Below are 18,580 nucleotides of genomic sequence, written 5' to 3' on the forward strand. Positions count from 1 at the left end.
GCTCCGCACCGCCCCGCCCACCCGCGTCCGCCGCGCCGTCCGTATCGGTCCGCCCGTCCGCGTCCGGACGTCCGGTGGCTTGGGCGGCGTCCAGCAGGTGGGCGAGGCGGCGGTGGGCGCGGCGGCGTTCGGAGAGCGAGGCGTCGAAGTACGCCACCGCCCGCATCGCCGGCTCCCGGAAGTCGTAGCGGTCCCCGGCCGAGTGCAGGATGCCCGCGCGCTCGGCCGGCTCCAGCGTGGCCAGCGCGCACGCGGGACGGGCGGCCTCGATGAGGGTCGCCACGTCCAGGCCGGGATCGGCGGCGATCAGCAGCACCAGCCGCCGCGCGTCCGCGGGCAGGGCGGCGAGCCTGGCCGCGTGCTCCCGCCACAGCCGCCCGCCCCTCGGCAGCGTCGCGGGCGGGGCGGCCAGCCCGGCGAGCTGGTCAGGGGTGAGCGCGCCGATGAGCTCGCCCAGCGCCTGCGGGTTGCCCCGCGCGATCTGGTCGAGCGCCGCCAGCAGGTCCTCCGGCAGCCGTACGGTGGCCAGGTCGCCGGCCAGCTCCCTGACCGCGGCCTCGTCCAGGCCGCCCAGCGCCCGGGCCGGCACCCCGTCCGGGCCCCCGTCGCGCGCCGCGAACAACAGGACGACCGGCTCACCGGGCACCCGCCTGGCCGCGAACGCCAGCGCCTCCCGGCTCTCCCGGTCGAGCCGGTCCACGTCGTCCACGCAGGCCAGCACCGGGCGGTCGGCGGCCACCGCGGCCAGCAGGCCGAGCACGGCGGCGGGCAGCGCGAGCCCGCCGCCGCCCGAGCCGGACTCCAGCGCCTGCGTCAGCGCCCGTGCCTGCGCTTCCGGCAGCGCCGAGGCCGCCGCGGCGACCGGCCGCAGCAGGCCGTGCAGCCCCGCGTACGGAAGCCGCGACTCCGGCTCCACGCCCGAGACCCGCAGCACCAGGAAAGCGGGGCCGGCCAGCGCCGCGGCGAGGTCGAGCAGCGCCGTCTTGCCCACCCCCGGCGCGCCCGACAGCAGCAGCGCTCCGCCGGAGCCGGACCGGGCGCCGTCGAGCAGCCGCACCAACACGGCCTCTTCCCGGGCGCGCCCGCGCAGCATGGGCACGCGCGTGCCGGGTGGCACGTCGTTCAATGACGTGACAGGGGACACGTCGTCCAGTGTTACGCGCATATGTCAGGACTGAAAGAGGACGTTCGGAAGGTGAGGCTGATGTCCCCGATGCCAGGGCGCAGCCGGAAGGGTGATGTCCCTGGTGGTCGCGGCCGGCCGGGCACCGCGCACGACTAGGGAAATCCCCGAGCCGCCGCCCGGGGCGCGGCCGGGCGCGCCAGAAATACAGTCGGGGAGCTTTGCCGGAGCGAATCCGGAGCCTTCCCGCAAGTCTGGAGGAATGCCGCTGGCTGACCCGGCACGTGCGTGCCGCCGGAAGAGGCGCAATGAGCACACGCGGGATCATGTGAGAAGGAATGCCATGCCACCGAACAAACGCCGAACCGATCGAAGCAGCAGCACCCCGTCCCCGTACCCGACAGAGCGCGAGCTGGTCGTCATCGCCAAGCCCAGCGCCCGCCTGACCACCGACGCCTCGGGGATCTCCTCGGCCGCCGGGATGGACATCACCCCGCTCCAGGAGATCACCGGCGCCGCGAACGTCACGATGGTGCCCATGTTCGGCTCCGAGGAGCATTTGCGGGCCGCCCTCGCCGCCGACGACACCCCCGGCCTGCCCGACCTGTCGGTCTTCTACCGGGTCCTGGCCCCCGACGGCCAGCTCGAAAGCCTCGCGGAGCGCGCGATGGCGGCCGAGGTCGTCGAGGCCGCGTACGTCAAGCCGGGCGCGCAGCCCCCCGTCCGCACCGACGAGATGGTGCCGGAGGCCAAGGAGGGACCGCCCGCGCAGACCCCCGACTTCGTCACGCGGCAGGGCTACCTCGACCCCGCGCCGGGAGGAGTCGACGCCCGCCACTCCTGGACCGTTCCGGGCGGCAGGGGCGCGAACGTCAACATCATCGACATCGAAGGCGCCTGGCAGTTCAGCCACGAGGACCTGCTGGCCAACCAGGGCGGTGTGGTCGGCGGCACGCCGACGACGGACCTCGGGTGGCGCAACCACGGCACGTCCGTCGTGGGCGAGTTCGGCGGTGACGCGAACCAGCGCGGCATCACCGGCATCTGCCCCGACGCCCAGGTCAGTGCCGTGTCCATCTTCGGCATCGGCAGCGCGGCGGCGATCAAGAACGCCGCGGACCGGCTGCGCCCCGGCGACCTGATCATCATCGAGCTGCACAGGCCGGGACCCAGGTTCGCCTTCGCGAACCGCGCCGACCAGCGCGGATTCATCCCGGTCGAGTGGTGGGAGGACGACTACCAGGCCATCAGGTACGCCGTCGCCCGCGGCGTGGTCGTCGTCTCAGCGGCCGGCAACGGCGCGGAGGACCTCGACGACCCGCTCTACTCGACCCGGCCCGCCGGATTCCCGCAGACGTGGCGCAACCCGTTCGACCGGACGGCTCGCGACTCCGGCTCGATCCTGGTCGGCGCGGGCGCGCCGCCGCCCGGCACCCACGGCCGCGACCACGGCCCCGACCGCTCCCGCCTCGACTTCTCCAACTGGGGCGCCGCCGTGGACGTCCAGGGCTGGGGCAGGGAGGTCACGACCACGGGCGGCCTCGGCGGCGGCCCTGGCGACCTCCAGGGCGGCCCGAACGAGGGCGAGTGGTACACCGACCGCTTCTCCGGCACCTCCAGCGCCACCCCGATCGTCACCGGCGTGCTCGGCGACGTCCAGGGAGCGCTGCGCGCCGCGGGGCGGATCCCGCTCACTCCCGCCCGCGCCCGCGCCGAGCTGCGCGCCACCGGCTCGGCGCAGGCCGACGCGCCGGGACGGCCACGCGCCCAGCGCATCGGGAACCGTCCCGACCTGCGCGCGATGCTGCCCAGGGTGCTGCAGGCCGCGGCCGTCTGGACCGGCACCCAGTTCACCGGCGTTCTGGGGCCCGGCCAGACCGCCTGCTGGTTCACCTTCAACTGGCCCGCGCACTGGCACGTGCTGTGGACGGTCGTGCCGACGACGCCGCAGCCGGGTGCGCCGCAGATCCGCTGGCGCACGCGCGTCGAGCGGGCCTCTGACACCTACGCCACTTACTGGATCTGCGTCTCGAACCTCACCCAGAGCCAGGTCGGGATCGAAGGCCGCTACGCCGTACTCGGATGGTGAGCAGAAAGGGCTACCCATGTTCGTAGGAGTGCAGTTCACCGGGACCGTGCCGGCGAACCAGTCCCGCCGCTGGTTCACCTTCAACTGGCCGGCGGCCTGGCAGGTCGACTGGAACGTGATGTCCACCTCTCCCGTGCCCGGCGCGGCGCAGATCGAGTGGGACGTCGCGGTCGAGCGGGCGAGCGCCGACCGGATCACGTACTGGATCACCATCCGCAACGTCACCGGGCAGGACGTCAACATCGAGGCCCGCTACGCGGTGCTCAACTAGCAGGGGGGCAGCCATGCGCGTCCATTTCGAGTTCGACGGCACCGACGTGCCCCGGCCCGGCCAGGCGGGCGAGGCCCGAGAAGGAAGCATGGAGACGCTGAGCGCCGGCGCCGCCCAGCCGGGCGCGGCCACGGCGCCCGGCCAGGTCCCGGCCTTCGCCGGGTCCGCCGAGCCCGCGGCCGGTCCGTACGACGCGGGCGCGGCGCCGGCCGACCTGGTCGAGCGGCTCGGGGCCCGCCCGGGAGCCACCGCGACGGCGGCCGGCGACGGGCGGCGGACTATAGACGGCGGCGCGGCCCCGCGAGGCTAGCTCACGCTGGTGAAAAACGGCCGCCTCGACACTCGTGGGTGTGTTGGGGCGGCCCGCCGCATATGAGGCTCAGCGGGTCTCGACCGGCGGGCTTCCGCGCTTCCTCGACAGGCGGCCGGCGACGGCGGGCAGCAGCCCGTTCGGCAGGAACAGCACGACCAGGATCAGCACGAGCGCGTAGACGGCGTAGGACAGCACGCTCGGCGCGTACGTGGGCATCCCCGGCAGCGCGGCCAGGCTGTTCAGCCCCTGCACCAGCAGCGTGATCGCGGCCGCGCCCACGACCGCGCCCCAGATCGTGCCCAGGCCGCCGACGACGGCCATGACGATGTACTGGATCGAGATGAGCACCGGGAACGACCCCGGCGCCACGTAGCCGGTGTAGAAGCAGTAGATGCCGCCCGCGAGCCCGGCGAAGGCCGCCGACAGCGCGAAGACGACCAGCTTGTACCGCCCGACGGGGATCCCGGAGGAGGCGGCGGCGGTCTCGCTGGTGGCCAGCGCCCGCAGCGCCCGGCCCGGCCGCGAGGTGATGACGTTGTGCGTCACCAGCATCACCAGCGCCAGCCCCGCCCAGGTCATGTACGCGTACGCGGGCGCGCTGCCCATCTCGTACGACCCGACGCCGAACTGCGGGATGGCCTGCAGCCCGATGTCCCCGCCGGTGATCTCCAGCTGCCCGGCCAGCGAGAGCAGGATGAGCTGCATGGCCAGCGTGGCGAACGCCAGATGGTGCCCGCGCAGCCGCAGCAGCGGCGTGCCGATCACCAGCGCGGAGACGGCCGCCACCAGCGGCGCGGCGACCAGGCCCACCAGCGGCGGCACGCCGTTGAGCGCGAGCAGCGCGGCCGTGTACGCGCCGATGGCGTAGAACGCGCCCTGGCCGAGCGAGACCTGCCCGGCGTACCCCATGAGCAGAGAGACCCCGACGGTGACGATGGCCGCCAGGCCCAGCAGGATGTACACCGCCAGCGCGCTGTCGTCCAGCACCGCGGGCAGCGCGAGCGTCACGACGGCGACCAGGAGCCCGGCCACCAGCCTGATCATGTGGACTCCTGCGAGATGGCCGAGTGCCGGCTCGCCTGCACGATCATGACGAGGAGCATGAGACCGAGCGCCACCTCCAGCTGATGGGACCCGTAACCGTAGCCCGCGGCCATGGTCTCGGCCACGCCCAGCAGCAGGGCGCCGGCGAGGGTGATCACCGGCCGGGTGAGCGCGCCGAACACGGCGGCGGCGAAGCCGTTGACGATGAGCGTGACGTCGGTGTCGAACGAGATCGGCCGCAGCGGCGTGACCAGCACTCCCGCGATGCCGCCGAGCAGCCCGCCCAGCGCGAACGCCAGCAGCCCCATCAGCCGGACGTCGATGCCGACCACGCGGGCGGCGTACGGGTTCGACGCGCACGCGGTCAGCGCCTTGCCCAGATAGGTGCGCCCGAAGAAGAGCGCGAGCAGCAGGAAGGCGGCCGCCGTCACGCCGATGACGAGCAGGTGCTGCGTCTGGATCCGCGCTCCGGCCACGATCACCGAGCCCGCCAGCCCGGGGGCCGAGCGCGGCTGGTCGCCCCAGAGCACGATCTCGACGGCGTACGCGAGCACGCCCACGCCGAGCGTGACGATCAGCGAGGCCAGCGGCGTGGTGCCGCGCCGGCCGATGGCGGCCAGCCCCGTCAGCAGGCCCGCGAGCGCGGCCGCCAGGACGGCGGCGGCCTCGCTGAGCCCGTGCGGGAACCCGAGCCCGAGCAGCGAGGACGTGCACAGCCCCGCGACGACGGCGAACGTCCCCTGCGCGAAGTTCACCACGCCGGTGACCCGGTGGATGGTGACCAGGCCGCTGGCGATGAGCGCGATCGCGCACCCGACCGCCAGGCCGTTGAGCAGGTAGGTGAGGAAGGCGCTCATGTGATCGCCCCGCCCAGGTACGCGCTGGCCACCCGGGGATCGCCGGCCAGCTCCGCGCAGTCGCCCTCGGTCACCAGCCGCCCGGACTCCAGCACGTACGCCCGCCGGCACAGGTCGAAGGCCAGCCGCGCGTTCTGCTCGATGAGCAGCACGGTCAGCCCCTGCTCCCGGTTCAGCGTGGTCAGGTGCTCGGCCAGGTCGGCGGTCACGTTCGGGGCCAGCCCGAGAGACAGCTCGTCCACCACCAGGGCCTCCGGCCGCGACATCATCGCCCGCCCGAACGCCACCATCTGCTGCTCGCCGCCGGACAGCACGCCCGCCCGCCGCCCGGCCAGCTCGGCCAGCCTGGGCAGCAGGTCGTAGACGAGGGCCGGGTCCCGCTCGCCCGAGCGCCAGCCGCCCAGCGCCAGGTTGTCGGCGACGGTCAGGTCGGGGAAGAGCTGGCGGCCCTCGGGGATGAGCGCCAGCCGGCCGGTCACCTCCACCGTGCCGGAAGCCGGCTTGAGCAGGCCGGCGAGGGTGTTGGCCAGCGTGGACTTGCCGGCGCCGTTGGGGCCGAGCAGGGCGACCATCTCGCCCCGCCGCACGGTGAGCGTGACGTGTTCGAGCGCGGTGGCGGTGCCGTACGAGACCACCAGGTCCTTGACATCGATCATGTGGCCTGTCCGAGGTAGGCGGCGAGCACGAGCGGATCGGCCCGCACCTCGGCCGGCGAGCCGTCCGCGATGACCTGGCCCAGGTCGAGCACCACGACGCGGTCGGCCAGCCGGGTCACGAACGCGACGTCGTGCTCGATGAGCAGGATCGTCAGCCCGCTCGCGCGCAGCTCCTCCACCAGCGCGGCGAGCCGCTCGCGCTCGCTGCCGCGCAGCCCGGAGGCGGGCTCGTCGAGCAGCAGCAGCCGGGGGCGGGCGCACAGGGCGCGGGCCAGCTGCAGCGCCCGCTGCTGGCCGATGGGCAGCAGGTCGGCGGGCCTGTCGGTCCACTCGGCCAGCCCCACCCTGGCCAGGGCGGCGTCCGCGGCCTGGGCGATCTCGCGCTCGTCGCGCCGGTGCCGCGGCAGCCGCAGCGCCGCCGAGACGAAGCCGGCGCTGGTGCGCCCGTGCAGGCCGACCATGACGTTCTCCCTGACGGTCATGCCGCGGAAGACCCTGGCCGCCTGGAAGACGATGGACATGCCGAGCCTGGCCCGCCGGTGCGGCGCGAGCCGGTCCACGCGCCGGCCGAGGAAGGAGATCTGGCCGTGGTCCGGCGCCAGGTGCCCGGTGATCAGGTTGAACAGGGTGGACTTGCCGGCCCCGTTCGGGCCGATGACGCCGCAGACCTCGCCGTCCGCGACGCTCAGCGAGACGTCGCGGACGGCGTAGACGCCCCCGAAGGAGCGCGAGACTCCCGTGACCGTCAGCACGCGCTAACCCGCCGCGGTGACGGTCTTGGTGAGCTGTTGCTTGGCCCAGTCTGTGGGGACGAACTGGCCGTTCTTCACCGTGTTGACCGAGATGAACTCGGGGGAGAGCCCGGAGTGGTCGGTGGCGGAGTAGCGGAAGCGGCCGTTCGGCGTGATCAGATCCATGGTCTCCAGGGCCTGCTGGACCTTGGCCTTGTCGGTGCTGTTCGCCTTCCTGATCGCCTCGAACAGCAGCAGGCTCGCGCTGTATCCGTCCTGCGCGAACTGCGGTGGCGGGTAGCCGTGCTTCTGCTGGTACGGCTTGGCCATCTGGTCGATGATCTGCTTCTGCTTGCCGTCGGGCAGGTGCTCGCCGACGACGCCGATGGCGCTCTGCACGGTCATGCCCTCCGCGGCGGCGCCCATCGGCTCCAGCCACAGCTTGCTGGCCTGGGACGCGGTCAGGAACAGCGGCGTCTTGAGCCCCGAGGCCACGTACTGCTTGGCGGCCGTCACGCCGGGCGCGCCCGACCCCCAGAACACCAGGGCCTCGGCGTCGGAGTCGCGCACGTGCTGGAACACGGGGCTGAAGTCGGAGGTCGTGGTCTCGTACGGCTCGTCCACGGAGATCTTCACGTTGTACTTCGGCGCGAGCGCGACCATGGACTTGTGCCCTGAGACCGAGTAGGCGCTCTTGGAGTCCCAGGCCACCGCCACCGTCTTGATGCCCTGGGACTGGATGTACTGCAGGTAGCGCTCGGCGTACATGCTGGACAGGGCGGGGGTCACGAAGACGTACGACTTGATCGGCTCGACCTGCTCCTGGGCCGGGGCGAGCGACAGGTACGGCATCTTGTCGCGCTGCGCCAGCGGCTCGATCGCCAGCGCCGAGTTGGAGAACACCGGCCCGATCAGCGCGTCGATCTCGCCCTTGATCTGGTTGTAGGCCACGATGCCCTGGTCGGGGGCGGTCTTGTCGTCGCGGGAGACCAGCTCCACCTTGCGACCGAGCAGCCCGCCCTGCGCGTTGACCTGCTCGACCGCCAGCTCGACGGCCTTCTTGTCCTCGCTGCCGAGCGGCGTGTAGTTGCCGGTCAGGGAGACGATGAGGCCCACCTTGATCGGATCCTGGGCGCCGGATCCACCACCGCCGCCACCGCCGCCGCCGCACGCGGTGGCGGCGAGCAGGAGACAGACCAGGGACGGAAGAAGCCTGCGCATCAGGACCTCCTGGACCGTGTGGTTACGGCCGGGCTGCGTGGGCCGGCCGGCCGCCGGGACCCGTCGCGTGGCCCTGAATGTAGGCAGGTACATTACGGCTGTCAATAGAGTGCCTAATATCCGGAGAGGGTGATATGCGGCCTCAGTCGGTGATTCTGACCTTTCTCGGTGACCACGTATACGGCCGCGGGATCTGCGTGTCGTCGGGCAGCTTCATCGAGGCGTTCGCCAGGGTGAAGATCTCGGAGGAGGCGACGCGCTCGACGCTGACCCGGATGGTCCGGCGCGGTCTCCTGCGCCGCCAGCGCTCCGGCCGGCGCATGTACTTCGGGCTCACTCCGGCCAGCGCCGAGGTGCTCAAGGACGGCGAGCGGCGGATCTGGCACAGCGGCGTCGTCAACGACGGGGACGGCGAGCGGTGGACGCTGGTCGGCTTCTCGCTGCCGGAGTCCTGGCAGCGGCAGCGGCACGAGCTGCGCTCGCGGCTGATCTGGGCCGGGTTCGGCCCGTTGCAGAACGGGCTGTGGATCGCTCCAGGCGAGGTGGACGCGGCCGGCGTGATCGAGGACCTCGGCACGGGGGTGAAGGTCTTCTCCGCCGAGCCCCGGCCGCCCACCGACATGCAGGCCCTGGTCAGGGACGCCTACGACCTGGCGGGGCTGGGCGAGCGCTACCGCGCGTTCCTGCGCCGCTGGGACCAGGCCGATCCCGCGCCGGAGGCGCCCGACGACCTGGCCCGCTCGCTCACGCTGCTCACCGAGTGGCTGCAGATCATCAGGACCGATCCGCGGCTCCCGCTGCGCCACCTGCCGCACGACTGGCCCGCCGAGAAGGCGCAGCGGGTTTGCCACACGCTGCACGAGCGGTTCAGGCCGGAGGCGGCGGAGGTGGCGGCGCGGCTGCTGGACGCCGTTCCCGACGAAACTTGGGCAGAACGGTGACAGCAATCGCATAGTGGCCTAGCTTGAGGGATTGAGCGTCAAGGAGTGCCGATGCGGAATCAGGGGATCGGGTCATGGCCGGCACGCCGGGCGCGCATGACGCCCGACCGCGTGGCGCTGACCTACCGGGGCCGCGACCGGACCTACCGTGACCTGCGCGAGCGGACGTACCGGCTGGCTTCGGCGCTGGGCGTGGGGCGCGGGGAGCGGGTGGCGTACCTGGGGGTCAACCAGCCGGGGCTGGTCGAGACGTTCTTCGCGGCGGGGCTGCTCGGCGCGGTGTTCGTGCCGCTCAACGCCCGGCTGGCCACGCCGGAGCTGCGCTACATCCTGGACGACGCCCGGGTCTCCGCGCTCGTGCTGGGCGAGGAGCGCGACGGCGATGGGCTGCCGGGCCGGCTCATCACGGCCGCCCGGCTGGCGGAGCTGACCGAGTCCGGCTCGCCCGAGCCGATCGACGAGCCGGTAGGCCAGGACGACCCCTGCCTGATCATGTACACGTCGGGCACCACGGGACACCCGAAGGGCGCCGTGCTCACCCACGGCAACCTCACCTGGAACACCTTCAACCTGCTGGTGGACGTGCCGCTCGCGCACGACGAGGTGACGCTGGTCAGCGCGCCGCTGTTCCACATCGCGGCGCTGGCCCAGACGCTCGTCCCGACGGTGCTCAAGGGCGGCCGGGTCGTCCTGGAGCCCTCGTTCGACGTGGACAGGACGTTCGAGCTGATCGAGTCCGAGCGGGTGACGGTGATGTTCGGGGTGCCGTCGATGTTCGGATTCCTGGCCAGGTCGCCGCGGTGGGCGCGGGCGGATCTGTCCAGCCTGCGGCACCTGTTGTGCGGGGGAGCGCCGGTGCCCGAGCCGCTGATCCGGATATATCAGGATCGGGGGCTGACGTTCCTCCAGGGGTACGGGATGACCGAGACCGCCCCCGGCGCGCTCTTCCTGGGAGCCGAGCACTCGATCGCCAAGGCGGGCTCGGCGGGCGTGCCGTGCTTCTTCTCCGACGTCCGCCTGGTCGCGCCCGGCGGGGCCCCGGCGCTGCCCGGCGAGCCCGGCGAGGTGTACGTCCAGGGCCCGAACGTGATGCCGGGCTACTGGCAGCGGCCGGAGGAGAGCGCGAAGGTGCTCTCGCCCGACGGATGGTTCCGCTCGGGAGACGTCGGCGTCGCCGACGAGGACGGCTACGTCCGCATCTCCGACCGGCTCAAGGACGTGATCATCTCCGGCGGCGAGAACGTCTACCCGGCCGAGGTGGAGAGCGTCCTGTACGAGCATCCCGCGGTCGCCGAGTGCGCGGTGATCGGCGTGCCCGACGACAGGTGGGGCGAGGTCGGCAAGGCCCTGGTCGTCCTGCGGCCCGAGTCGAGCGCCGGGACCGACGAGCTGCTGAAGCACCTGGACGGCCGGTTAGCCCGCTTCAAAATCCCGAAATATCTCCAATTCGTCCCTGAGCTGCCCAAGAACGCCGCCGGCAAGCTGCTCAAAGCCCCGCTCAGAACGCTCTACGGAGGCTGACCGGCCCGCGTGCCCGGCCCATGTGATGGACAGCGAACGCCGTACGACTGCTCAACCTCTACGACCAGCGGAGATGATCTGCAATGCGCACCTCGCCCCCCTTCCGAGCGGACCACGTCGGCAGCCTCCTCCGCCCGCAGGCGCTGCTCCGCGCCCGTGACGACCTCACGGGCGAAGCCCTCCGCGAGGCCGAGGACGAGGCCATCAGAGAGGTCGTACGCAGGCAGGAGGAGACCGGCCTGCAGAGCGCGACCGACGGCGAGTTCCGCCGGGCCTCCTGGCACATGGACTTCATCTACCGGCTCGGCGGCGTCGGCCAGGCGACGGACGAGCACATCACGGTCCGCTTCCACAACCAGGCGGGCGACATCGAGTTCACCCCGGCGGCGCTGCGGGTCCACGACCGGATCAGGCTGACCGAGCCGATCTTCGCCGACGACTACGCGTTCCTGCGCGACACCGTGACGACGGCGGTGCCCAAGCTGACCATCCCCTCGCCGAGCATGGTCCACTACCGGGGCGGCCCGGCCGCCATCGATCCGGCGGTCTATCCCGACGTCGAGGAGTTCTGGCGCGACCTCAGCGCGGCCTACGCCGAGCAGGTGCGCAGGATCGGCGCGCTGGGATGCACGTACCTGCAGTTCGACGACACCAGCCTGGCCTATCTGAACGACCCGGCCCAGCGGGCCGAGCTGGCCTCCCGCGGCGACGACGCCGAGCACATGCACCTGCGTTACATCAAGCAGATCAACGCCGCCATCGCGGCCAAGCCGGCGGGCATGACGATCACGACGCACATGTGCCGCGGCAACTTCCGCTCCTCCTGGGCCGCTTCCGGCAGCTACGACTTCGTGGCCGAGGCGCTGTTCGGGGAGCTCAAGGTGGACGGGTTCTTCCTGGAGTACGACGACGAGCGCTCGGGCGGGTTCGAGCCGCTGCGCTTCGTGCCGCCGGGCAAGATGGTCGTGCTGGGGCTGGTGACCACCAAGCGGGGGGAGCTGGAGTCGAAGGACACCCTCAAGCGGCGCATCGACGAGGCGGCCAAGTTCATCGACCTGGACCAGCTCTGCCTGTCGCCGCAGTGCGGGTTCTCCTCCACGGTGGAGGGCAACGAGCTCACGGCCGACCAGCAGTTCGCCAAGCTGCGGCTGATCGTCGAGACCGCCCAGGAGGTCTGGGGCTGATCAGCCGCCCTGAAAGCTGACGAACCGCCCTCGGCCCGCGGCCCGGGGGCGGTCCGTGCTCAGCTGGACCAGCGCCAGTTCATGACGTTGTCCAGGTGGAAGCGCTGGTTGGCGTTGTTCCAGCACGGGAAGGCGACGATCGCCGCGCCGTCGTTCATGCTCGCGTTGCTGACGTCCAGGCACTTGCCGGAGAAGGTGCGGATCTGCACCCGGCCGCGGGTGGCCGGCTCGATCCAGAACCGCTGGTTCGGGCGGCCGTGGCAGCGGAACTGGATGATCGGCGTGCCGTCGGCCTCGCTCGCGCGCTGGACGTCCAGGCACTTGCCGGAGAAGGTCTGGAACGCGACCTGCCCGTTGCTCAGCCGCCTGATCCGGAAGCGCTGGTGCGACTTGCCGTCACAGCCGAACTGGATGATCGGCGCGCCGTCCTGCGTGCTGGCGCCCGCCACGTCGAAGCACCTGTCGGCGAACGTCTGGATCTCCACAACGCTGTCGTACCACGGGTTCGTCGCCGCGCCGGCGGGCGTCGAGGGCAGCGCCGCCAGCGTGAGCGCCGAGATGGCGCCACCGGTGATCAGCCGTGTCAGGCGGCCGGCGGCGCGGGTGGTGGTGGGGAACCTCATGTCAGATCCTTTTCTGTGGTGAATGGCCGGTCCCTGGGCGTGCTGAATACGCCGTACTGCACAGGACGAACGACCGCACAACGCGAACAACGCTCATTGTCGCGGATCACATGCTAACTGCGGCTATACGCGTTGGCCTTCGCACACGCCAGCGCGTTCTCTTCAAGTGCTGGTAAGGGTGTGGCGGCGCACGGAATGTCCTTTATTTATGAGGATAAAACGGACTAAGGGGCGCTCTGAGCTGCGGGGGTCTGCCGGAGCTATGGGGCGATTGGTCTCTTTGCCAGGGCTTTGAATGCCGCAACGGTAGCTGAGTCGGGCCTACGGTGATAATCGGTGCGGCAGGGGTGCTAGCGATGAAATCTCGTGGCGTATACCGCCTTGCCGCTCGAAAAGCCAGCTAAGACTCGTGGCGGGGACGATATATGACTTGCACCATTTTGCGCATTCTGAGATTCGTCACGGTCGGAAGCTTCTGTTTCTCCTTCCAGTACGTCTGCGCCGTCCTGCTGGCCGGGCTCGGCGCTCCCTGGCCGCTGTCCAACGCGGCCGGTTTCCTCCTCTCGGCGCAGCTCAACTTCCTGCTCAGCTCGGGGTGGACCTGGCGGGACCGGCCCCCGGGCTGGGCCAGATCCGCGCTGCGGCGGCGCTGGGCCTCCTACAACGCCACCGCGGTCCTGGCGCTCGCGATCAACACGGCCGTCTTCTCCGTGAGCTACCGGGCGCTCGGCGCGCTGCCGGCCGCCGCGCTCGGCGTGCTGACCGGGTCCGTGGCCAACTACCTGATCTGTGACCGGGCGGTCTTCCGCATGCGCCGTTCCAGATGGGTGCGGCCCGGCGCGGGCGTCGCGGTGGCCGCCGAAGCACAGGGGCGGTGACGGGAGCGATGGCGGACCTGGAACGCGCGCCGCGCGGCACGAGGACCACCACTGACGGCGTGGCCGTCATCATGCCCGTCCACGCTCAGGCGGAGAGCCTGGAGAGCACGGTCGAGGGCTTTCTGGCGACGATGGCGCAGGCCGGGCACGACCACCGGATCGTGGTCGTCGACGACGGCAGCCCGGACGGGACGGGCCAGGTGCTGGACGAGCTGGCCGCGCGGTATCCGGACCGGATCGTGGCCGTGCGCCACGACGACAGGCAGGGCCACGAGGCGGCGATCCGCACCGGCATCAAGGCCGCGCTGGAGCGGACGAGCATGGGGCGGCTGCTGCTGCTCGGGGCGGACGGCCGGCTCAAGCCCACCGACCTGCCGGTGCTGCTGCGCGTCCAGCGCGAGGAGCGGGCCGACGCGGTGATCGGGTTCCGCGAGTGGGCGGGGCCGCTGTTCCGCCGGGCCGGCGGGCGGGTGCGGCCGGTGGCCGGCCGCCTGCTGCTGGGCACCCACGGCCGCGACGCCCTCTGGGACTACCGGCTGCTCGACTGCCGGCTGCTGGACGAGCGCGAAGCGGGCGGCGCGAGCGTGCCGGCCGAGCCCGCGTCGCGGTCCAGGGCGGGGGACGGGGAGCTGCGGATCATCGAGCATCCGCTGGACGGCCCGGCCGGGAGCGCCCGGCCCGGCGGAGCGTCGTTGCGGACCATCGCCAGGTCCCTGCCCGCGCTCGCCCCGGCCTACGGGAACCTGGTTCGCGGCGGGGGCCGGTGGCGCTGGGCACGGCGGCTGCTGCGCCCGGAGGACCCGGTGCTCGCCCTGCTGATGGCGGCCTGCGCGGTCCTGTCGCTGGTCGCGTTCCTCCACCACTTCGGGCAGGGGGCCGTGCTGCTCTACAACGACAGCAGCTCCCACCTCCTCATCGCGCGCCGGGTGATCGACAGCCCGACGGCTGGCCTGGCGCAGCTCGGAGGCGTCTGGCCGCCGCTGCCGCACGTGCTGGCGCTGCCGTTCATCTGGCATGACGCCGTCTTCTACTCGGGTCTGGCCGGCTCGCTGATCTCGATGGTCTCCTACCTGGTGACCGTGCGGTACCTGTACCTGATCGCCGCCGGCATGGCGGGCGACGGCGCGCGTACGGTGTCCAGCGCGCGCGGCCGGGCGGCCGGGGTCGCGGCGGCCGGCCTGTTCGCGCTCAACCCCAACGTGCTCTACCTGCAGAGCACCCCGATGACCGAGCTGCTGCTCTTCGCGTGCACCGCCGCGGCCGTCCACCATCTCCAGATCTGGTGCCGCACCGGCCGCTACACCCAGCTCACGTTCGCCTCGGCCGCGACGCTGCTGGCCACGCTGACCCGCTACGAGGGCTGGGTGCTGGCGCTGGCCATGACGGCGGTGGTCGGGTACGTCTCGTGGCGCCGCCGGCGCGGCCGGTCCCAGGCGGAGGCGCAGCTGATCTTCTTCGGGGTCGTGGCGTTCAGCGGCGTCCTGGGCTGGGTGACGTGGAGCCGGGTGATCTTCGGCGACTGGCTCTACTGGCACTCGGGCGAATACGCCAAGCCGTCGCTGTGGGTGTCGCCCGCCGACCGGAACATCGGCGCGCTGGACCGGTCGTGGCTGACGTACTCGCAGGCCATGGTGCACGACCTCGGCCACCTGACCCTGGCCGCGGCGGCGTTGGGCCTGCTGGCGTACGCGTGGCGGCGGCGGCTCCGGATCGAGGCGGTCGCCCCCTACACCCTGCTGGTCTTCATGCCCTTCTTCGTGTACGCCCTCTATGCGGGGCAGCGCCCGCTGCACCTGCCGGAGACCCACGGGGACTTCTACAACGTGCGCTTCGGCCTGGTGATGGCGCTGGCGGCGGCGGTGTTCGCCGGCTATCTGGTGTCGCTGGTCGCCGGGCACCTCGTGTCGCCGCGCCGGCCGGTGCGCGAGCGCTGGATCCAGAGCACGCTCGCGGCCGCCGTCGTCGCCACCGTGCTGGCGGTGCCCGGCACGGCCACCCTCGCCGAGCCGCTGGACTGGGACGCGGGCTGGGACGAGCGGGCGGTCACGGCCGCGGTGAAGTGGCTGCGCGGCCACTACGACGGCGGCAGGGTGCTGATGGAGAACTACGACAACGAGACGGTCGTCTTCGACTCCCGCATCCCGCTCGGCCGCATCGTCTACGAGGGCGCCTTCCGCCTGTGGGACCGGGCGCTGAAGGACCCGGCCGGCAGCGGCATCCGCTGGATCTACCTGCGCACCATCCCGGGGGAGGAGGACCGCACCTGGCGGGCGCTGCACGGCGGGCCGGCGCTCACCCGCGACTACACCCTGGTCTACCAGGACGGGACCCAGCAGATCTATCGCCGGAAGGAAACGCCATGACCAGGACAGAGCTCGAACCGGCCGGCACTCCGGGCACGCCCCGGCCGGACCGCGACGGCCTCACCGTCGCCGAGTCGAGCGCGTGGCGGCTGCTGAGCAAGAGGCAGGCCGCCGCCGGCTGGGTGGCGCTGGGCACGTTCGCGGGCCTGCCGCTCCTGCACCTGGCGACCGGCTGGGGGCCGTCGCCGCTGTGGTGGGGCCAGGCGCTGGTCGCGTTCATGACCGCGGTCTACGTGCTCGTGCTCGTCTTCAGGACGGCCATGGTGCTGGGCGCGATGGGATCGTCGATCATCGCCTTCGACGAGGAGGGGCCGAGCCGCACGCCCGACGAGGGGCTGCCCGTCTACACCGTGCTCGTGCCGCTGCACCGCGAGGCGAAGGTGCTGCCGTACCTGCTCGACCGGCTCGGGAGCCTGGACTATCCCGCCGAGCTGCTGCAGATCATGCTGCTGGTCGAGGAGGACGACGACGAGACCAGGGCGGCGCTGCCCGAGCTGGCCGAGCCGTTCGAGGTCGTGCTCGTGCCGCCCTCGCTGCCGCGTACCAAGCCCAAGGCGTGCAACATCGGGCTGGCCCGCACGCGCGGCGAGTTCGTGGTCATCTTCGACGCCGAGGACCGCCCCGACCCCGACCAGCTCCGCAAGGCCGTGCACGCCTTCCGCGGGCTGCCCGACCGGGTCGTGTGCGTCCAGGCCGAGCTCCAGTACTGGAACCCGTGGACCAACTGGCTGACCCGGTGCTTCGCCGCCGAGTACGCCACCAACTTCAGCCTTCTGCTGCGCGGTCTCGACCGGTACCGGCTGGCGATCCCGCTGGGCGGCACCTCGAACCACTTCCGCACCGACGCGCTGCGCACCCTGGGCGGCTGGGACCCCTACAACGTCACGGAGGACGCCGACCTCGGCATCCGCATCGCCCGGCGCGGCTGGGACGTGCGGATGATGGTGTCGGTCACCGAGGAGGAGGCCAACAGCCGCCTGGGCAACTGGATCCGGCAGCGCAGCCGCTGGATCAAGGGCTACATCCAGACCTGGCTGGTGCACACCCGGCATCCGGTCCGGCTCTGGCGCCAGCTCGGCACCAGGCGGACCGCGGCCTTCCACCTGACCATGGGCTTCTCCACGCTCACCACCCTGGTCAACCCGTTCTTCTGGGCGTTGACGCTGCTCTACCTCTGCACCGGTTCGCGCTTCGTGGAGGCCCTCTTCCCGCCCGCGTCGCTCTATTTCGGCGCGGCGACCATGGTCTTCGGCAACTTCCTGATGATCTACTGCATGATGGCCGGCTGCATGGAACGCGGCCTGTTCCCCGCCGTGCGCGCGATGCTCACCGTCCCGCTCTACTGGGGGCTGATGAGCGTGGCCGCGTACAAGGCGCTCTTCCAGCTGGCCCGGCCGAGCCGGCGGTACTTCTGGGAGCTCACCGAGCACGGGCTCGTCGACCACGACGCCGGCGTCCCGGTCAGAGCGTGACCACCGAGCCCGTGAGCCTGGCCTGCTCGGCGGCCCAGACGACGCGGTGCGTCATCAGGCTCTCGGCCGCGTCCGAGCGCAGCAGCGACGGATCGCCCGACGCGACGGCGGCCAGGAAGGCGTCGGTGAGCCCCTCGTCGCCGCCCCCGTGGCCGTCGGCGGCCGAGGGCCCGGCCGCGTCCGCGCCTGGATCGTTCGTGTGGATGAGCTCCTCCTCGCCGGTCCTGAAGTCGACCAGCCGCAGCGTGGTCCCGTCGCCGTCGACGTAGCCGTGCGTCCCGAACAGGCGGGTACGGCGGTGCTCCATCGGCGTGAACGCGCTCATCGTGAACGAGCACGTCGCGCCGTCGTCGAACTCCATCACGACCTCCTGGTGGTCCACGACGTCGTTGTCGCAGGCGTACACGCACCGGCCGTACGGGCCCGTGCGCAGCGCCGCCAGCACGTCCTCCTCGGTGCGCCCTGGCGTGACGGCCGACAGCGGCCAGAACTCGCGCTCGGGGTCCCCCAGGCATCCCAGATAGAGCCGCGGCGCCGAATACGGGCACGACGGCTCCAGCGGGCAGTCGAGACACCGGTCGGCCGCGCCTGACGGCCGGTCCCCGGCGTGGAAGTGCGACAGCGAGCCGAACGACGACACCCGGGCGGGCGGCCGGCCGAACAGGTGGACCAGCCAGTCGATGTCGTGGCACGCCTTGGCCAGCAGCATCGGCGCCGAGGTGTCCTGGCGCCGCCAGTGCCCGCGCACGAAGGAGTGCGCGTCGTGCCACCACCCGACGGGCTCCAGGTGCTGCACGCTGATCAGCCGCCCGATGCGGCCCTCGTCGAGCAGCCCCCGCACCACCCGCGTGTACGGCGTGTACCGCAGCACGTGGCAGACGGCGAGCAGGATGCCGTTGCGCCGGGCCGCGTCGGCGATCCTGGCCGCCTCCCGCTCGCTCGTGGCCATCGGCTTCTCCAGGAGAATGTGGTAACCGAGGCCGGCCAGCGTCACGGCGGGATCGGTGTGCAGCTGGTCGTGCGTGGCGATGACCGCCGCGTCCGCGAGCCGGCCCGCCGCCGCCAGCTCCTTCCAGCCCGGGTGCGCCAGCTCGGGCGCGATCCCGAATTCCGCGGCGAACGCGGCGCGCCGCTGCGGGTCGGGCTCCGCCACCGCCACCACCCGCCCCGCGCCCGTGGCGTGCGCGCGGCGCGCGTAGGTCAGCCCTCGCAGGCCGCCGCCGACGACGGCTAGAGTCACCTCAGTCATGGAACCTTCCCCGAAGAAATATCATGGAGAGCATCATTATTCGG

Annotated in this window: 17 protein-coding genes; 9 read left to right on the forward strand and 8 right to left on the reverse strand. The window is 72.0% G+C overall.

Features of this window, described 5'->3' with window-relative positions; all coding sequences use genetic code 11:
• Nucleotides 1-1,165 (reverse strand): AAA family ATPase (locus ETD85_RS38575; RefSeq protein WP_240779704.1); only part of this gene is annotated, 1,165 nt, incomplete at its 3' end.
• A gap of 301 nt (nt 1,166-1,466) precedes the next feature.
• On the opposite strand from ETD85_RS38575, the gene ETD85_RS38580 reads away from it, so the two are divergent.
• The 3 genes from ETD85_RS38580 to ETD85_RS38590 are packed head-to-tail and all read left to right on the forward strand — an operon-like array spanning nt 1,467 to nt 3,793.
• Nucleotides 1,467-3,212, forward strand: a complete 1,746-nt coding sequence (locus tag ETD85_RS38580; RefSeq protein ID WP_240779705.1) for a S8 family serine peptidase — start codon at nt 1,467-1,469, stop codon at nt 3,210-3,212.
• Between the two features lie 16 nt (nt 3,213-3,228).
• Entirely contained in the window at nt 3,229-3,483 is a 255-nt protein-coding gene (locus ETD85_RS38585) for a hypothetical protein (protein ID WP_138694771.1), read from the forward strand.
• A 13-nt stretch (nt 3,484-3,496) separates the two neighbouring features.
• Nucleotides 3,497-3,793, forward strand: coding sequence for a hypothetical protein (locus ETD85_RS38590; protein WP_138694772.1), 297 nt, complete (start codon nt 3,497-3,499; stop codon nt 3,791-3,793).
• Nucleotides 3,794-3,862: 69 nt separating this feature from the next.
• Here ETD85_RS38590 and ETD85_RS38595 read toward each other — a convergent pair whose 3' ends face one another.
• From ETD85_RS38595 to ETD85_RS38615, 5 genes are read right to left on the reverse strand one after another with little or no spacing between them, the layout of a single operon-like run.
• Nucleotides 3,863-4,840 (reverse strand): branched-chain amino acid ABC transporter permease, encoded by a 978-nt coding sequence (locus tag ETD85_RS38595; RefSeq protein WP_138694773.1) that lies wholly within the window; start codon nt 4,838-4,840, stop codon nt 3,863-3,865.
• The gene (locus tag ETD85_RS38600; RefSeq protein ID WP_138694774.1) at nt 4,837-5,697 is read right to left on the reverse strand and encodes a branched-chain amino acid ABC transporter permease; all 861 of its coding nucleotides are present in this window, start codon (nt 5,695-5,697) and stop codon (nt 4,837-4,839) included. The genes ETD85_RS38595 and ETD85_RS38600 overlap by 4 nt, the downstream gene beginning before the upstream one ends.
• The gene (locus tag ETD85_RS38605; RefSeq protein ID WP_138694775.1) at nt 5,694-6,353 is read right to left on the reverse strand and encodes an ABC transporter ATP-binding protein; all 660 of its coding nucleotides are present in this window, start codon (nt 6,351-6,353) and stop codon (nt 5,694-5,696) included. The genes ETD85_RS38600 and ETD85_RS38605 overlap by 4 nt, the downstream gene beginning before the upstream one ends.
• Complete coding sequence (locus ETD85_RS38610; RefSeq protein WP_138694776.1) at nt 6,350-7,105, reverse strand: ABC transporter ATP-binding protein; 756 nt, start codon at nt 7,103-7,105, stop codon at nt 6,350-6,352. Before ETD85_RS38610 ends, ETD85_RS38605 begins: the two co-directional genes overlap by 4 nt.
• Nucleotides 7,106-7,108: 3 nt before the next feature.
• Nucleotides 7,109-8,305: an ABC transporter substrate-binding protein gene (locus ETD85_RS38615; protein WP_138694777.1), complete on the reverse strand. Its 1,197-nt coding sequence runs from the start codon at nt 8,303-8,305 to the stop codon at nt 7,109-7,111.
• A 149-nt stretch (nt 8,306-8,454) separates the two neighbouring features.
• Between ETD85_RS38615 and ETD85_RS38620 the strand changes: the two genes are divergently transcribed.
• The 3 genes from ETD85_RS38620 to ETD85_RS38630 all read left to right on the forward strand — a co-directional run bounded on the left by ETD85_RS38620 (nt 8,455) and on the right by ETD85_RS38630 (nt 11,951).
• Entirely contained in the window at nt 8,455-9,246 is a 792-nt protein-coding gene (locus ETD85_RS38620; protein ID WP_240779706.1) for a PaaX family transcriptional regulator, read from the forward strand.
• Between the two features lie 51 nt (nt 9,247-9,297).
• Nucleotides 9,298-10,767: an acyl-CoA synthetase gene (locus ETD85_RS38625; protein WP_138694779.1), complete on the forward strand. Its 1,470-nt coding sequence runs from the start codon at nt 9,298-9,300 to the stop codon at nt 10,765-10,767.
• Between the two features lie 83 nt (nt 10,768-10,850).
• Nucleotides 10,851-11,951, forward strand: coding sequence for a 5-methyltetrahydropteroyltriglutamate--homocysteine S-methyltransferase (locus ETD85_RS38630; RefSeq protein ID WP_138694780.1), 1,101 nt, complete (start codon nt 10,851-10,853; stop codon nt 11,949-11,951).
• A 59-nt stretch (nt 11,952-12,010) separates the two neighbouring features.
• Here ETD85_RS38630 and ETD85_RS38635 read toward each other — a convergent pair whose 3' ends face one another.
• Complete coding sequence (locus ETD85_RS38635) at nt 12,011-12,574, reverse strand: RICIN domain-containing protein (RefSeq protein WP_138694781.1); 564 nt, start codon at nt 12,572-12,574, stop codon at nt 12,011-12,013.
• A 440-nt stretch (nt 12,575-13,014) separates the two neighbouring features.
• Between ETD85_RS38635 and ETD85_RS38640 the strand changes: the two genes are divergently transcribed.
• The 3 genes from ETD85_RS38640 to ETD85_RS38650 are packed head-to-tail and all read left to right on the forward strand — an operon-like array spanning nt 13,015 to nt 17,287.
• Nucleotides 13,015-13,452 carry a GtrA family protein gene (locus tag ETD85_RS38640; RefSeq protein ID WP_170247073.1) on the forward strand — a complete coding sequence of 146 codons (438 nt, stop codon included), beginning with the start codon at nt 13,015-13,017 and terminating at the stop codon, nt 13,450-13,452.
• Nucleotides 13,453-13,460: 8 nt separating this feature from the next.
• On the forward strand, nt 13,461-15,815 hold the full coding sequence (locus ETD85_RS38645; protein WP_138694783.1) for a glycosyltransferase family 2 protein: 2,355 nt from the start codon (nt 13,461-13,463) through the stop codon (nt 15,813-15,815).
• On the forward strand, nt 15,812-17,287 hold the full coding sequence (locus ETD85_RS38650; protein ID WP_138694784.1) for a glycosyltransferase: 1,476 nt from the start codon (nt 15,812-15,814) through the stop codon (nt 17,285-17,287). Before ETD85_RS38645 ends, ETD85_RS38650 begins: the two co-directional genes overlap by 4 nt.
• Here ETD85_RS38650 and ETD85_RS38655 read toward each other — a convergent pair.
• Entirely contained in the window at nt 17,277-18,536 is a 1,260-nt protein-coding gene (locus tag ETD85_RS38655) for a Gfo/Idh/MocA family protein (protein WP_138694785.1), read from the reverse strand. The two genes, ETD85_RS38650 and ETD85_RS38655, sit on opposite strands and share 11 nt — an antisense overlap.
• Nucleotides 18,537-18,580: the final 44 nt, after the last annotated feature.

Source organism: Nonomuraea zeae, from assembly GCF_005889725.1.
GTDB classification, from domain to species: Bacteria; Actinomycetota; Actinomycetes; order Streptosporangiales; family Streptosporangiaceae; genus Nonomuraea; species Nonomuraea zeae.